We start from the raw sequence: 14,941 nt of genomic DNA, 5'->3' as shown, positions 1-14,941 counted from the left end.
GTCTAGAAGCGCCGGTCTAGAAGTCCAGTTCCTCGTCCGGGTCCGACGCCGCGGAGCCGGGTTCGACGACGGGGGAGCGGCTGCCCCGGCGGCGCGTGACCACCAGTCCGACGGCGGCGCCGATCGCCAGGCCGACGCCAACCCCGATCAGCGAGCTCGCCCAGAACGGCAGCCGGGTGGCCGAACCCGTGATGTAGCCCAGGCCCACGGACCAGACAGCCCAGAGCACGCCGCCCAGGGCCGCGCAGAAGCTGAAGCCGCGCGTGGACACGTTCGCGATCCCCGCCGCGGCGGTGGTGGCGAGCCGGCCGCCGGGGATGAAGCGGATCCCGATGATGGCCCCGTAGGTGGACGAGCGGCCTGCCTTGGCGATGGCCAGGTGCACCGCGCTGTGAAACTTGCGGCCCCAGCTCCAGCGGTCCAGCACGTGGCTGAGGCGGCGTTTGAACAGCTGGAACACCATCAGGTCCCCCAGCCAGGAGGCCAACGCGGCAAGGACGGCCACGAGGAACACGTTGGCCCGGCCGTCGGCCGAGAGGGCTCCGGCGGTGATCACCACCATCTCCGACGGGACCGGCGGGAAAATGGCGTCGCCGAGGACAACGGGGATGATCCAGAAATAGATCGCGGATCCCCAGGTGTCCGCATTGGCCAGGTCCATGGGCACAAGGTACCCCATATGAGGCTGTCCGGCGGGTTGCCCTCGGTGCCGCGGGTGGGTTGCGGCCGTGCCGAGCGGCTTAGCGTGCCTCGGAGAGCTCGAGCCTGCTGCGGTACTCCACCGGGCTGCCGGTAATGGGGTCCACAAAGCGGATGCCGCGCGCCAGGAGCTGGAGCGGTTTGGTGTAGTCGTCCGGCGCCTTGTCCAGCAGCTCGGGATAGAAGGCGTCATTCACAATCCCGAGCCCCAGCGAGGCCATGTGCACCCGGAGCTGGTGGGTCTTCCCCGAGTGCGGCTCCAACCGGTACAGTGCGCGGCGCGGCGCGGCGCCGTCCGGCGTGCCGCCGTCGGGCGTTCCGGCGTGGGGGGTGCGGGCGGCCGGCCCGGCGAAGGTGCGGAGCCGTTCGATCCGGGTCTCGGCGTTCGGTTCGCCGTCGATGACCTCGGCCAGCAGGTAGCTGCGGGACTTCGTCATCCGGTTCCGCACCACCACGGGGAAGTCGACGGCGGGATGTCCCGGCGCGGGCTCCGCGGCGGAAACGCACTCATATTCCTTCTGGACCTGGCGCTTCTCGAAGAGCACCTGGTACTTCCCGCGGGTGTCGGGGTTCGTGGAGAGCAGCAGGATGCCGGCCGTCATGCGGTCCAGGCGGTGCATCGGGATCAGGTCCGGCAGCTGAAGCTGGTTCCGGAGGCGCACGAGGGCCGACTCCTGGATGTAGGTGCCGCCGGGGGTGGTGGGCAGGAAGTGCGGCTTGTCCACCACCAGCAGGTGCTCGTCCTGGTGCAGGATGTTCAGCTCCACCGGGATCCGGGGCTCCGGCGGCAGCGAGCGGTAGTACCAGATGAAGGTGTGGCGCTGCAGCGGGGTGGTGCGGTCCAGCGGGATGCCGGCCTCGCCCACGATCTCGCCGGCGTCGAACCGGTCCTCGATGCCCTGCGGGTCGATGTGCCCCCAGCGGTGCATCATGTAGTCCATCGCGGTCTCCCACGGCCCCTCGTCCGGCAGGCGCAGGCGGGTCGCGTTCACGCCGTCGCGCACGGGCAGGGGGGATTGCATCACCGGCCCATTCTACTTTGCCCGCCCGCGCGACCTCCCGCCCTCGCGTCCCCTCATGGCGCCGACGGGAAAATAGTTCTTGACAATAAAAACTGTCGGTGGGCAGACTGGGAGCATGTTGGACATCGAAGTGATTGAGGATCCCGCCGCGGCGGAGGCCTCGCTGGATCCGACCCGGATGCGGATCCTGCGGGAGCTGGCCGAGCCCGGCTCCGCCACGCAGCTCGCCGCGAAGGTGGGGCTGCCGCGGCAGAAGGTGAACTACCACCTGAAGGCCCTCGAGCGGCACGGGCTGGTCGAGCTCGTCGAGGAGCGGCGGCGCGGCAACGTCACCGAGCGCATCCTGCGCGCGACGGCGGCGTCGTACCTGATTTCGCCGTCGGCGCTGGCGTCGGTGGCCCCGGACCCGCACCGGTTTTCAGACCGTTTCTCCGCGTTCTGGCTGCTGGCGCTCGCGGCCCGCATGGTCCAGGAGCTGGGCCAGCTGATCGCCGGCGCGGCCGCGGCGAAACAAAAACTCGCCACATTCGCGATCGACGGCGAGATCACGTTCCGGTCCGCGGCGGACAGGGCAGCCTTCGCCGAGGAGCTCGGCATCGCCGTGACCCGGCTTGTGGACAAATACCACGACGGCGGCGCGGCCCCGTCCGGCAGCCCGGCCGGCGCCCACACCCGGGCGCCGGGGCGCAGGCACCGGCTTGTCGTCGCCCTCCACCCCACCCTGAAAACCCCAACCAAGACCCCACCATCCAAGGAGCAACACCATGACTGACAAGCGCGAATTCGAGATCGTCTACGACACCGAACTGCCGGGCAGCCCGGAGCGTGTCTGGGAGGCGGTCACCAACGACACCCCGGCCTGGATGTTCCCGACGGACCAGTGGCCGGCCGTGAAGACCGTGGAGGAGCGCCCCTCGCACCTGGTCTCCCGGATGGAGGGCCCGGACGGCTGGTTCAACCAGCTCGAGCACGTTCTCGAACCGCTCGACGGCGGCCGGGCGCGGCTGCACTACGTCCACAGCGGCATCTTCACGGACGACTGGGACGGGCAGTACGACGGCGCCAGCAAGCACACCGCGTTCTACCTCCACACCCTCGGCCAGTACCTGGCGCACTTCGACGGCCGGCCCGTGGTCTTCACCGACGTGCAGGCACCGGCCGCGTCGCAGGTCCCGGACGGCTTCGACCGGCTCAAGCAGGCCCTGGGCGTGGACGGCGCCGCGCAGGGGGACACGGTGGAACTGGACCTCGACGGCGTCGGGCATCTTGCCGCCGAAGTGGACTTCTCCAACGAGAACTTCCTCGGGCTGCGGACCGGGGACACGATGTACCGCTTCTTCGGGCGCAACGCCTTCGGGGCGCCGGTGGGCATGACCGTGCACGACTTCAGCGGCCGCGGGGACGCCGCGGCGACGGCGGACGCCTGGGCCGGGTTCCTGGCAAAGGTCTACGCGTAGGCCCTGCCCGCCGTCCTGCCGGTCCGCGGGGTGGGCGCTGGTAGGTCCCAGCGCAGGTTTTCGGGGAGGATAGTGGCCATGATGACCCGCAGACTCCTCCAGCTCCTGATCGGCCTTGCCCTGTACGGCATTTCGCTGGCCATGGTCATCCGCGCCAGCCTGGGGACGGCGCCGTGGGACGTCTTCCACCAGGGGCTGGCGGGGCGGACCGGGCTGAGCCTGGGCACGGTGGTCATCATTGTCAGCTTCCTGGTGCTGCTGCTCTGGATTCCGCTCCGGCAGTGGCCCGGGGTCGGGACCGTCTGCAACGCCGTGCTGGTGGGGGTCTTCGCCGACGTCGGGCTGGCGCTGATCCCGAGGTTTGAGCACCTGGGCGGCCAGGCCGGGCTCCTGGTCGGGGCCGTACTGCTCAACGGCGTGGCCTCGGCCATGTACATCGGTGCGCGGCTCGGGCCCGGCGCGCGCGACGGTCTGATGACCGGGCTGGCCCGCCGCACCGGGTGGCCGGTGCGCGGCGCACGGACCGGCATCGAGGTGGTGGTGCTGGGCGCCGGCTGGCTGCTCGGCGGCTCGGTGGGCGTGGGCACCGTGCTCTATGCGCTAGCGATCGGCCCCCTGGTGCAGCTGCTGCTGCCGCGGTTCACCGTGCCGGAAACCAAGTCCGCCGGTGAAGCCCAGGCCGAAGCGGAGGCGGCCGCGGCAGGGGCATCCACACCGGCGTCGTAGGTTCAGACCCGGAAACACGCCGCCCGGGGTCAACCCCGCGCAGCCCCCGGCAGTGGCTGGCAGGTGGGGCAGTAGTAGATGTCCCGCTCCTCGGCGCCGGTGTCCTTGGCGAGGACCCCGCGGCGGATGGGGGTGTGGCACTTGAGGCAGGGCTGGTGCTCGCGCCGGTACACCCAGTACCCGGGGCGGCCGGCTGTCCGGCCCACCGGCACGCCGCGCGCGTTCAGCACCGTGACCCGCCGGCCCGGGCCCAGGTTGGCCGTGAGCAGGACCTTCGCGTCGGTGATCATCGCCGCCAGGTCGGGCACCGCGGAGACCGGCGTCGCCGGGTGCGCCCCGGAGAGGAAACACGCCTCGCAGCGGTAGATGTTGCCGATGCCGGCCAGGTTGCGCTGGTCCAGGAGTGCGACGCCGATCGGCACGTCGGGCGCCGCGAGCAGGCGCCGCTCGGCTTCGGCCATGTCCCAGTCCGGGCCCAGCAGATCCGGCCCAAGGTGGCCCACAACGGCGTCCTCTTCGGCGGTCGGAATGACTTCCAGCAGCCCGAGCGAGAATCCGACGGCGTCCGCCGAGGCCGTGCGCAGCACGCAGCGGGCGGTGAAGCCGGGCTTGCGCCAGCGCCCGCCGGAGGGGTAGATCTGCCAGGTCCCCTCCATCTTCAGGTGCGAGTGGATGGTGAGCCGGTCCTTGGGCGCCGGGCCGGCCACCCGCATCAGCAGGTGCTTGCCGCGCGGGACCACCTCTTCCACGGTCCAGCCGCCCAGCTTGAGGGTGGCGAAGCGCGGCACCCGGAAGTCGGAGGCGAGCAGCTCCTTGCCCGCCAGCGCGGCGTGCAGCTGCGCGGCGGCGCGGAAAACGGAGTCACCCTCAGGCACGGATCCTCAGTCCCTTCGGGGTGGAGTAGGCGCCGGCCTGGGCGAGGGCGGCGGCGACGGGGGTGTCCAGGATGCCGTGGCCGTTGACCTTTTCCATGATCAGCTTGTCCACCGCGCCGCGTGTCACTACCCCCACGAGGGCTGCCCCGGCGGCGGCCAGGGTGTCGGCGTCGGCGCTGAACGCCAGCAGCGTCTTGCCGCCGCGTTCGACGTAGAGGACCAGCGCGCCGTCGACCAGCACCACCAGGGCGCCCGCCTTCCGGCCGGGCCGGTGGCCGGTGCCGGCCTCCACGTCCTGGGCGGGCCACGGCAGCGCCGCGCCGTAGGGGTTGGCCGGGTCGGTGGCCGCGAGGGCCAGGGCAACGGGCTCGGCCTTGAGCACCTGGGCGTCCTCGACGTAGGAGCGCAACCGGTCCACCGTGGCCGGCACCGCGAACTGGGCGGCGCCGAGGTGTTCGATGAAGTAGCCCCGGCGGCACCGTCCGGCTTCCTCGAGCCGGGCCAGCACCTTGTACATCAGGCCGAAGCCGCCCAGGATGTTTTCCGCCATCACCGAACCCCGGGTGACCACGCCGTAGCGGTCGAGCAGGAGTTCCGCGGTGGCCCGGGCATGGATGGTGGCGTCGAGTTCCGGGGCGGGCAGCGCGGACCAGCGTCCCGCGGCCAGCGGGGGCGTGGCGGCGGCGCCGGCGGCGGAGCCGTAGCGGCCGCCGGTGAGGCCGGGGGACCCGAGCAGCCCGGTCCCGTGGGCGCGGCCCAGCCGGCTGAGCCGGGGGGCGCGGGCGCGCGGGGCGCGGCCCACCTGCCGGTGCGCGGTGTGCCCGCCGGCGATGAGGGCCCGCACCGGGGCGAAGGTGTCGCCGGTGATCCGGCCGGCCCAGGCCAGGTCCCAGAGCGCGGACACCACGTCCCGGTCGCTGAGCACCGTGTCCATGCCGCCGGCGATGTCGGTCAGCTGCCGGAAGAAGTAGCCGCCGCCGTTGTTCTGCAGGTGGTCCAGGAGCCGTTGCTGGGCGTCGCCGGGCACAAAGTCCAGGGCCGGGTTCAGGGTCAGTTCGGCAGAATCGGCGAGGTGCAGGCTCACCCAGCCGTCGTTGCCGGGCAGCGAGCCGGCCCCGGACCAGAGGACCTCGCCGGCGGCCATCAGCTCGTCGAGCATGGCCGGCTGGTAGTTGGAGACGCGGCTGGCCAGGACCAGCGGTTCCCAGGCGGAGGCCGGAATCGGCACGCCGGAGAGCTGGTCGATGGCCGTGATGATGCCGTCCAGGCCGCGCAGCGCCGACTGGCCACGGCCGCCGGGCGTCCGCACATGCTGCCACGCGGGCAGGAACCGGCCGTACGCGGCATTGTCCACGGGTTCCACCTCGGCCCGCAGCACGGCCAGGGACCGGCGCCGGAGCTTGCGGAGCACCTCGGCGTCGCACCACTCACTGGCACTTGCCGGGGGCGGGACCGCCGGGGCAGGGGCGTCTGCTGTTTCCCCAGGACCCCCGCCATCCGGTGCCGTAGCGTGCGGGCGGAACTCGCCCTCAACGGCGCGCCCATCCGCGGCCAGCCGTTTCAATGCCGTGCTGACGACGGCGACGCCGAGTCCCAGCCGGGCGGCCGCCTCGTCTGCGGTGAAGGGCCCGTGGGTGCGGGCGTAGCGTGAGACCAAGTCACCCAGCGGGTCCGCGACGGGTTCGATGAATGCGAGCGGCACGCCCATGGGCAGCGGGACGCCGAGGGCGTCGCGCAGCCTCGCGGCGTCTTCCACCGCGGCGAACCGTTCCACGCCCCCGATGTTGACCTTGATCGCGCGGTTGGCCCGCTGCAGCGCGTCCAGGTGGGCTGCGGCGTCGGCGGCATCGGCGCCGGGTACCTCGGGCGCTCCGGGCGCCTCCGGTTCGGGCACCATGGCTTCCGGTTCGGGCCCGGCGTCCGGCCCGGCGCCGGCTGATCCGGCCGCCGCTGCGTCACCCTGCGCGTCCCGATCGGCCTGCAGCCGGGCGGCGACTTCCTCGGGGGTGAGCGGGCCCAGCAGCCGGAGCAGGTCGGCCACGCCCTCCAGCCCGCGCATCCTGCGGTCCGGGGCGAGGCGCTGCAGCTCGCGTTCGGTGGCCTCGATGACCTTCGCGTCGAGCAGTTCGCGCAGCTCCACCCGGCCCAAGAGTTCGTTGAGCAGGGTCGAGTCCAACGCGAGGGCGGCGGCGCGGCGCTCGGCGAGCGGGGAATCGCCCTCGTAGAGGAACTGCGCCACGTAGCCGAACAGCAGGGACTTGGCGAACGGTGAGGGCTGCTGCGTGGTGGCCTGCAGGATCCGCAGTTCGCGCCGTTCGATCGAGGCGGCGATGTCCTTCAGCGCGGGAAGGTCGTAGACGTCCTGCAGGCATTCGCGCACGGTTTCGAGCACGATCGGGAAGGTCGGGTACTTCCGGGCGACGTCCAGCAGCTGGGCCGAGCGCTGCCGCTGCTGCCAGAGCGGCTGGCGTTTGCCCGGGGTCTGCCGGGGCAACAGCAGGGCCCGGGCGGCGCACTCCCGGAAGCGGGAGGCGAAGAGCGCGCTGCCACCAACCTCGGCGGTCACAATTTGTTCCAGTTCCTCGGGTTCGAAGAGGAACAGCTCGGCGCCGGGTGGTTCGTCCTCCATCATCGGCACCCGGAGCACAATGCCGTCGTCGGCGGCCATCGCGGAGCCATCCATCCCGTAGCGCTGGTGCAGCCGCTGGCCCACGGCGAGGGCCCAGGGCGCGTGCACCGGCATGCCGAAGGGGCTGTGCAGCACCACACGCCAGTCGCCGAGCTCGTCGTGGAACCGCTCCACCACCAGGGTCGTGTCGCTGGGGACCACCTCGGTGGCGAGTTTCTGCTCGGCGAGGTACTGGATGAGGTTGTTGGCGGCGAAGTCGTCCAGCCCGCTGGCCTTGCAGCGCTCGGTGGCGGGGCCGACGTCGGACGCGGAGAGTTCGCGCACGAACGCTCCGAGGGCGCGGCCCAGGTCCACCGGCCGGCCCAGGGAGTCGCCCTTCCAGAACGGCAGCTTGCCGGGCTGGCCGAAGGCGGGGGAGACCAGGACGCGGTCGTGCGTGATGTCCTCGATCTTCCAGCTGGTCGCGCCGAGGGCGAAGACGTCGCCGACCCGGGACTCGTAGACCATCTCCTCATCCAGCTCGCCGACGCGGCGCCCGCCCTTGGCCGGCGACGCCTGGCCCCCGGCCTTTCCGTCGCCGGAGCCGCCGGGGGAGCCGGTGCCTTCCACCTCGGTGCCGATGATGTACACCCCGAACAGCCCCCGGTCCGGGATGGTGCCGCCGGAGGTCACGGCCAGCCGCTGCGAGCCCGGGCGGCCCTCGATGGTGCCGGCGTTGCGGTCCCAGACGATCCGCGGCCGCAGCTCGGCGAATTCGTCCGAGGGGTAGCGCCCGGCGAGCAGGTCAAGGGTGGCCTCGAAGGCGGAGCGCGGGAGCGAGGCGAAGGGCGCGGAGCGGCGCACGGTCGCGAACCATTCCTCGACGTCGATCGCGCCGAGGGCGGTCGCTGCGACGGTCTGCTGGGCGAGGATGTCCAGCGGGTTGGCCGGGACGTAGAGCCGCTCGATCTTGCCGTCCAGCATCCGTTCCACGGTAATGGCCGTGTGGACGAGGTCCGCCCGGTGCTTGGGGAAGAGTACGCCCTGGGAGATCTCGCCGACCTGGTGGCCGGCGCGGCCCACCCGCTGCAGCCCGCTGGCCACCGACGGCGGCGACTCGACCTGCACCACAAGGTCCACGGCGCCCATGTCGATGCCGAGTTCCAGCGAGGAGGTGGCCACGACGCAGCGCAGCCGGCCGGATTTCAGGTCGTCCTCGATCAGGGCCCGCTGGTCCTTGGACACGGACCCGTGGTGGGCCCTGGCGAGCACCGGGTCCGCGCCCGCGGTGCTGCCGGCCTGCGCCATCAGGTGCGCCGGGGTGCCGGTCGATGTGGGCGTGGCATCGATAAAGTCCGGTGCCGCGCCGCCGGCCTCATCCCAGCCGCCGGAGCCCATCAGCTGGCGTTCGGCGTAGATTTCGTTGAGCCGGGCGGTGAGCCGTTCGGCCAGCCGGCGGGAGTTGGCGAACACGATCGTGGACTGGTTGGCCAGCACCAGGTCCACGATCTTTTCCTCGACATGCGGCCAGATGGAGGCGTGCGGCTGCAGCCCGGACGCCGGCCCGGAGTCGAAGGCCCCGGCCGCGCCCTGGAGGTCGGACATGTCCTCGACCGGAACGGAGACCGTCAGGTCCCAGGTTTTCTTCGACGGCGGCGCGACGATTTCCGCCGGGGCGGAGCCCGCGAGGAACTGCGCCACGAGTTCCTTGGGCTCCACGGTCGCGGAGAGGCCGATGCGCTGCGCGGGCTTGGGCAGCAGGGCGTCGAGGCGTTCCAGGGAGACGGCCAGGTGCGCGCCGCGCTTGGTGCCGGCGACGGCGTGGACCTCGTCCACAATGATGGTGTCCACCTCGTCCAGGGTCTCCCGCGCCTTCGAAGTGAGCATCAGGAAGAGGGATTCGGGCGTGGTGATGAGGATGTCCGGCGGGTGGCTCAGCAGCGAGCGGCGGTCTGCCGCCGTCGTGTCCCCGGAGCGGACGCCTACGGTGATCAACGGCGCGGGCAGGTCGAGGCGCTTGGCGGTCTGGGTGATGCCGATCAGCGGGGCGCGGAGGTTGCGTTCGACGTCGACGCCCAGCGCCTTGAGCGGGGAGATGTACAGCACCCGGGTTTTCCGCTTCGGTGCCTTCCGCCGCGCCGGTTTGGCGGCGGGGTCCAGGCCAGGCAGCTCCGGCGGTTCCTCGGGCGCGGAGACCAGCAGCCGGTCCAGGGCCCAGAGGAAGGCGGCGAGGGTCTTGCCGGAACCGGTGGGGGCCACCACGAGGGCATGCGCGCCAGAGGAAATGGCGTTCCAGGCGCCGTTCTGTGCCGGGGTGGGCGCGGAAAATGCGCCCAGGAACCACTCCCGGGTCGGCCGGCTGAACCGGTCCATGGCTTCGGCTGCGAGTGTGCCGCCGGCGAGTCCCTGCCCCTTCATTCCTCCATCATGCCTTAAGGCACCGACAGCATTTGGCGGTGCCTTAAGGCCGAGGCGCGATCAGGGCGGACGCTACGCCGCGGTGAACGCCCCGATGGTCAGGAGGTTGATGCCCGCTTCGCTGCAGGCGTCCTTGGGAGCGGCGAGGAACAGCGACGCCGTGTCCTCCGGCGGGTAGACCCGGAATCCCGCGGCCGGAGTGCGGGTGCAGCCTTGGTAGTTTCCGGCCTGCGTGTAGCGCAGGGTGGCGCTGCCGGCCTTGCCCGGTGCGAGCAGCACGTCGGCCACCGGGGTGGAGTCGTCGCGCGTGGCCGCGGCGCCGATCGGCTCGCCCTCGGCGCTTGCCGTGAGGGAGACCCCGGCGAAGCCTTTCAGCAGGCACGGTTCCGCACCGGAGTTGGTCAGCACGAGCTGCATGTAGACGCTGCCCGCGGCGCCGCCGCCCTTGGCGTCCAGGGCAGCGGTGAGATTCGCGGCCTTGCACAGCGCGGGACCGGCCGCAGCGGCGGACGAGGCGGCAGCGGCCGCCACGCCGGACGCCGTCGGGGACTGGCTCGAGGAGGGCGACTGGCTGGCCGGGGACGACGACGCCGGTGCGGGCGCCGTGGCGCCCTGGGACTGGCTCTGGCCACAGCCGCTGAGCAGCAGCGCCACGGCGGCGGCCGCCGTCACGGAAGTAATTACCAGTCTGTGTTTCTTGTGCTGAGGCCTCATAGCACAACCTTTATGGTGCGCGGCCGGCAGAGTCAACGACGCCACGACGGAGGGCCCGGATTGACGCCCGGATTGTGATTTCCGGGCGCCAGCCCGGGCCCCAGTTACCGGCGGGCTACCCGCTTCCGGGTTATTCCGGCCGGCCAGGGCCGGCGGCAGGGACCCTTGCGGGCGCCGGCCTGCGGCTCCGGGCCAGCGCGAGGCCGCCCAGGCCGAGGCCGCCGACGCCGGCTACCAGTCCCGCCCAGCTGCGCAGCTGGCCGCCGTCGTCGGTCACCGCGGAAGCCTGGGCGGCTCCGGCGGCGGAGTCCGCGTGCCCGGTGCCGTGGCCGTCACCGTGCCCGTCGGCTGCCGGGGCGCCGGCCGTCACGGTCAGCGACGGCGCCGGGGACTTCAACGCGTGGGCGTCCTGGCCCCCGGCAGGAACCTGGGACCAGTCGACCTGGCCGGTTTCGCAGCTCTGCAGGGTCGGGAAGTACAGCGTCTTGCCGGCCGCGTCCGGGAGCTTGACCGAGAGCACCAGCGAATCCCGGAGTTCGGGGCTCAAGGGCGCCTTGGCGGTGTAGACGATCTGGCTGGTCCGCTTGGTGATCGCCGAACCGTCGGGCAGTTTTTTCGGTTCGGGCAGCTGCTCCGTGATCTTGGCGGCGGTCCAGTTGGGGTTCACGTTGGGCTGTGCATCGTTGAGTTCGGGCGGGAGCGTGATGGTCACTTTGGTGGTGCCGGAGCCCTCGCAGCCGTGCGGGATGGCGAAGGTCAGCAGGGCGGGGGAGCCCGCGGTGGTCTGGTCCGGGGAGACCCCCACGTGGGCCGAGGCGCCGCTGACGCCGGCGAGCATCAGGGCCGCGGTGCCACCCGCGACGGCGGCGCCGGCCAGGGCGCGACGGAGGGCCGAAGTGTGCCTGGTGGATGCGGGCTGTACGGATTCGGGCATGGTGGATTTGGGCGCGGCAGTCGTCAAAACGGGTGCCTTTCAGGCGTGCGCGCGGCCCTCGGGCGGCGCGCGGAAACGGGGGGAGGCGCGGCGGAACAGCCCGGGTTCGTGGGCTCCCGGCCGCGGCGGGAAGGAATGTTAGGAAAAGGCGACGACGGCGGGCGGCCCGCGCCGGCACTCGCGCCGGACGTTGCGCCAGGGCAGCGGGAGGGACTCAGCGGGCCACAGGGGCAGGGCGCGCAGGGCGACGGGACGCGGGGTTACCGGGGCCGGGAGCTGGACCAGCGGGCGGAGCCACGCCGCGAGCTGCCAAAGCGCGTCCTCGCCACGGGCCAGGAGCAGGGCACAGGCGAGCGTCGCCAGGGTGTGGCCGGCGAACATGGAGAGCGCGAGGGCCGAATCCAGGGCGTGGGGCTGCAGGTGCCCGGCCGGGACCGGAAGCGGGATACCGCCGTCGTGGTGCCCGGGGGTGCCGAAGTGGCCGCTGCGGGTTACGGCGCCCGCTATCGGTGCGCTGAACGCAGCGAAGGCTTCGTGCAGCACCACCTGCCCGGCGCCCAGCAGGCCCGTCATGGCGGGAATGTTCAGTTTCAGCCGGGTGGCCGCGGTGGACACCAAGCCGGTGAGCGCCAGGAAAGCGGCCAGGATGGCGGGGGCGGGAAGCTGGCCGCCGCCGACGACGTGCGCGGCCGCGGCGAGGGCCACGATCGTCGTGGCCACCATGGCCGAGCGGAGCGAATGGAAAGGCGTCCGGGCGGGGGACGTGCGCACGGAGTCCTCCCTCACGGCTCGACGCTGGCAGCGGTATGCCCTAATTCTACCGGCTGTCGAAACAGGCCCGGCAGCTTAAACCGGGCGGCCGCCACCTGGCGCGGGCGGCTGCCGGCCAGCGGGCACCCCGGTCCGGAGACCGGGGTGCCGACAGGTTCGGCCGGGGTCAGTTGACTGCGGCCCCGGCGGTTGCGGCGCTGACGTCGGCGGGCGCTGCGTCGCCGGCCGAGGTGCCCGCCCCGGCGAGGCGGATCCAGGTGTCCACCACGGTGTCGGGGTTCAGCGAGACCGAGTCGATGCCTTCCCCGACCAGCCATTCGGCGAAGTCCGGGTGGTCGCTGGGACCCTGGCCGCAGATGCCCACGTACTTGCCGCGCGCCTTGCACGCCTTGATGGCCATGCTCAGGAGCTTCTTGACGGCGAGGTTGCGCTCGTCGAAGCTGCCGGCGACGATCGCGGAGTCCCGGTCCAGGCCCAGGGTCAGCTGGGTCATGTCGTTGGAGCCGATGGAGAAGCCGTCGAAGTAGTCCAGGAACTCGTCCGCCAGCAGCGCGTTGGACGGGATCTCGCACATCATGATCACCTCGAGGCCGTTTTCGCCGCGGCGCAGGCCGTTTTCCGCGAGCAGGTCGATGACGCCGCTGGCTTCGTCCAGGGTGCGCACAAACGGGATCATGAGCTTGACGTTGGTCAGGCCCATCTCGTTGCGGACGAAGGAGAGGGCCTCGCACTCGAGGTCGAAGCAGTCGCGGAAGGTCGGCTCCAGGTAGCGGGAGGCGCCGCGGAAGCCGATCATCGGGTTCTCTTCGTGCGGCTCGTAGGCCGGTCCGCCGAGCAGGTTGGCGTATTCGTTGGACTTGAAGTCGGACATCCGGACAATCACCGGCTCCGGCGCGAACGCCGCGGCGATGGTGGCCACGCCCTCGGCGAGGCGCTTGATGTAGAAGTCGCGCGGGCTGTCGTAGGCGGCGATCCGTTCCCGGATTTCGGCGGTGACGTCCGCGGGCTGCTCGTCCAGGTTCAGCAGCGCCTTGGGGTGGATGCCGATCTGCCGGTTGATGATGAATTCCAGCCGGGCCAGGCCCACGCCGTGGTTGGGGAGCTGGGCGAAGGTAAAGGCCTGCTCCGGGGTGCCGACGTTCATCATGACCTTGACCGGGGCCTCGGGCAGCTGGGTGATCTCGGTTTCCTCGACGCTGAAGTCCAGCAGCCCCGCGTAGATGACGCCGGTCTCGCCGTCGGCGCAGGAGACGGTCACGTCGAGTCCGTCGGTGAGGGCGTCCGTGGCGTCGCCGGTGCCGACGACGGCGGGAATCCCCAGTTCACGGGCGATGATGGCCGCGTGGCAGGTGCGTCCGCCGCGGTTGGTCACGATTGCGGAGGCGCGCTTCATGATCGGTTCCCAGTCCGGGTCGGTCATGTCCGCGACCAGGACGTCGCCGGTCTTGAAGGCGGCCATCTGGTCGATCGCGGTGAGGATCCGGACGCTGCCGGCGCCGATCCGCTGGCCGATGGCGCGGCCCTCCACCAGGACCGGGCCGGACCCGTTCAGGCGGAAGCGGCTCAGGCTGCCGGAGGCCCGGCGGGACTGCACCGTCTCGGGGCGTGCCTGCAGGATGTAGAGGCCGCCGTCGAACCCGTCCTTGCCCCATTCGATGTCCATCGGGCGCCCGTAGTGCTTTTCGATGGCGACGGCGTGCCGGGCGAGCTGCTCGACGTCGTCGTCGGTGAGGCTGAAGCGGTTCCGCAGCGACGCCTCCACCGGGACGAAGTCGATGGTGTGGCCGATTTCGCGGTTGCTCGTGTACGTCATCTGGAGCGCCTTCTCGCCCAGTCCGCGCTTGAGGATCGCCGGGCGGCCTGCCGCCAGGGCGGGCTTGTAGACGTAGAACTCATCCGGGTTCACGGCGCCCTGGACCACGGCCTCGCCCAGGCCGTAGGACGAGGTGACGAAGACGGCGTCCTTGAACCCGGATTCAGTGTCCATGGTGAACATGACGCCGGAAGCGCCGACGTCGGAGCGGACCATACGCTGCACGCCCGCGGAGAGCGCCACCTCGGCGTGCTCGAACTTGTGGTGCACGCGGTAGGCGATGGCCCGGTCGTTGTAGAGGGACGCGAAGACGTCCTTGATGGCGGCCAGGATGTTCTCTATGCCGCGGACATTCAGGAAGGTTTCCTGCTGGCCGGCGAAGGAGGCGTCGGGGAGGTCCTCCGCCGTCGCGCTGGAGCGGACGGCCCAGGAGAGGTCCTCGGAGCCGCCGTGCTTGTCCACCAGCTTCTGGTAGGAGTCGCGGAGCTGCGCCTCGAAGTCCGGCAGGAAGGGGGTTTCGCGCATCAGGGTGCGGATTTCCTGGCCCGCGGCGGCCAGGGCCGTGACGTCGTCGGTGTCCAGGCCCACCAGCCGGTCGGCGATCTTCCGGTCCAGTCCGGAGTCCGCCAGGAAGCTGCGGTAGGCGTCCGCTGTTGTGGCGAAGCCATCGGGAACCTGGACGCCGGCGGACGTCAGGTTCTGCACCATCTCGCCGAGGGAGGCGTTCTTGCCGCCCACCCGGTCCAGGTCCTTGAGGCCGAGTTCTGAGAACCAGAGGATGTCCGTCGTCATGGTTGCTGCTCCTTTGCAGATGGTGGCATACGGTAACGCCGCCCCTCGCGGGCGGCCGCCGGTTGATGGGCGCAAGTCCTGTCCACAGTGACAGGTCGGCGTGGGGGTTTCC

Annotated in this window: 11 protein-coding genes; 3 read left to right on the top strand and 8 right to left on the bottom strand. The window is 71.5% G+C overall.

The genetic code is table 11. From position 1 onward, the window contains the following. Positions 1-16 precede the first annotated feature (16 nt). Together E7Y32_RS03155 and E7Y32_RS03150 are read right to left on the bottom strand one after the other, a co-directional pair. Positions 17-661 carry a DedA family protein gene (locus E7Y32_RS03155; protein WP_146335840.1) on the bottom strand — a complete coding sequence of 215 codons (645 nt, stop codon included), beginning with the start codon at positions 659-661 and terminating at the stop codon, positions 17-19. A 79-nt stretch (positions 662-740) separates the two neighbouring features. Then, positions 741-1,721: a pseudouridine synthase gene (locus E7Y32_RS03150; protein ID WP_146338181.1), complete on the bottom strand. Its 981-nt coding sequence runs from the start codon at positions 1,719-1,721 to the stop codon at positions 741-743. A 115-nt stretch (positions 1,722-1,836) separates the two neighbouring features. Here E7Y32_RS03150 and E7Y32_RS03145 point away from each other — a divergent pair, with 115 nt between their 5' ends. The 3 genes from E7Y32_RS03145 (at position 1,837) to E7Y32_RS03135 (ending at position 3,904) form a co-directional block, all read left to right on the top strand. Beyond that, positions 1,837-2,493 (top strand): helix-turn-helix domain-containing protein, encoded by a 657-nt coding sequence (locus E7Y32_RS03145; protein ID WP_146335839.1) that lies wholly within the window; start codon positions 1,837-1,839, stop codon positions 2,491-2,493. Next, positions 2,486-3,178 (top strand): SRPBCC domain-containing protein, encoded by a 693-nt coding sequence (locus tag E7Y32_RS03140; RefSeq protein ID WP_146335838.1) that lies wholly within the window; start codon positions 2,486-2,488, stop codon positions 3,176-3,178. The genes E7Y32_RS03145 and E7Y32_RS03140 overlap by 8 nt, the downstream gene beginning before the upstream one ends. Before the next feature lie 78 nt (positions 3,179-3,256). Further along, the gene (locus E7Y32_RS03135; protein ID WP_146335837.1) at positions 3,257-3,904 is read left to right on the top strand and encodes a YitT family protein; all 648 of its coding nucleotides are present in this window, start codon (positions 3,257-3,259) and stop codon (positions 3,902-3,904) included. Positions 3,905-3,933: 29 nt separating this feature from the next. On the opposite strand, the gene E7Y32_RS03130 is transcribed toward E7Y32_RS03135, so the two are convergent. From E7Y32_RS03130 to ppsA, 6 genes are all read right to left on the bottom strand, one after another. Then, a complete protein-coding gene (locus E7Y32_RS03130) occupies positions 3,934-4,779 on the bottom strand; it encodes a DNA-formamidopyrimidine glycosylase family protein (RefSeq protein WP_146335836.1) in 846 nt (281 codons plus the stop codon). Continuing rightward, complete coding sequence (locus E7Y32_RS03125; protein WP_146335835.1) at positions 4,772-9,805, bottom strand: DEAD/DEAH box helicase; 5,034 nt, start codon at positions 9,803-9,805, stop codon at positions 4,772-4,774. The genes E7Y32_RS03130 and E7Y32_RS03125 overlap by 8 nt, the downstream gene beginning before the upstream one ends. A gap of 72 nt (positions 9,806-9,877) precedes the next feature. Next, on the bottom strand, positions 9,878-10,519 hold the full coding sequence (locus tag E7Y32_RS03120) for a DUF4232 domain-containing protein (RefSeq protein ID WP_146335834.1): 642 nt from the start codon (positions 10,517-10,519) through the stop codon (positions 9,878-9,880). Positions 10,520-10,649: 130 nt separating this feature from the next. Continuing rightward, positions 10,650-11,453, bottom strand: coding sequence for a YcnI family protein (locus tag E7Y32_RS03115; protein ID WP_146338179.1), 804 nt, complete (start codon positions 11,451-11,453; stop codon positions 10,650-10,652). A 138-nt stretch (positions 11,454-11,591) separates the two neighbouring features. Next, positions 11,592-12,224, bottom strand: coding sequence for a hypothetical protein (locus E7Y32_RS03110; RefSeq protein ID WP_146335833.1), 633 nt, complete (start codon positions 12,222-12,224; stop codon positions 11,592-11,594). A gap of 166 nt (positions 12,225-12,390) precedes the next feature. Further along, positions 12,391-14,829, bottom strand: coding sequence for a phosphoenolpyruvate synthase (gene ppsA / locus E7Y32_RS03105; RefSeq protein ID WP_146335832.1), 2,439 nt, complete (start codon positions 14,827-14,829; stop codon positions 12,391-12,393). Between the last annotated feature and the right edge of the window lie 112 nt (positions 14,830-14,941).

Origin of the sequence: Arthrobacter sp. UKPF54-2, assembly GCF_007858535.1 — a bacterium.
In the GTDB taxonomy this organism is placed as follows: domain Bacteria; phylum Actinomycetota; class Actinomycetes; order Actinomycetales; family Micrococcaceae; genus Arthrobacter.
This window is presented reverse-complemented; position numbering and strand designations above follow the sequence as displayed.